The sequence below is a fragment of the Salinimicrobium oceani genome, from assembly GCF_012037645.1.
The window spans coordinates 1-637 of the sequence record NZ_JAAVJR010000194.1 but is presented as its reverse complement, the minus strand read 5'-3'; the positions used below and the strand labels follow the sequence as shown (position 1 = coordinate 637).

The window sequence follows — 637 nt, the reverse complement described above, 5'->3', positions numbered from 1 at the left end:
CGAGCCAAAGTTTCCTGTGCTCTTGCCGAAGCAGCCATGCGTTCCATTTCTGAAAGCTTAGGGTTTCCTGCGACAGAGGTGTCAAAAGTGACATTCTGGAGTACTATTTCCAGATCTGTCGGAAGGTTGACAGCTTCAGATCTATTGCGGTTAAGCAGGGCGTTGAACTGCGCCACTACCGATTCCCTCTTTAGTCGGAGGACCTCCAGTGCGGTTACAGATTCATTCCGAAGCAGATCGGTCTGCAGCACATCGCTCAAAGCGCCGCTGCCGGCACTAACCCGGGAAAGCGCGAGATCTTTATAGTTTTGAAGGATCTCCAGGTTCTCTTCCTGAAATGTAACCTGCTGCTCCAGTTCATACAGATCGTAATATTTACTGCTTACGTCCAGAAATATTCGGTTTCGAATATCCAAAAAAGCCTGAAATTTAGCTTCTGCCATAAGATTAGCCACATCTTCACGAGCTTCCAGGGTACCAAACCAGGGAAACATCTGCATCAGGGAGAATCGTGCCTCCTGTGGTCCCAGCCGGGTTTCCACCATAGATCCAAAGGCTGTCATGGTCAAGGCAGGATCGGGCAGGCTCTTCACCTGCGGCGCCTCCTGTAAAGCCGCTTCAAATTCGGTATAGGCCG

Annotated in this window: 1 protein-coding gene; it reads right to left on the bottom strand. The window is 50.4% G+C overall.

What is annotated here, in order from left to right:
- Positions 1-637: TolC family protein (locus HC175_RS16215; protein ID WP_168139434.1), on the bottom strand; the 637-nt coding region annotated here is incomplete at both ends.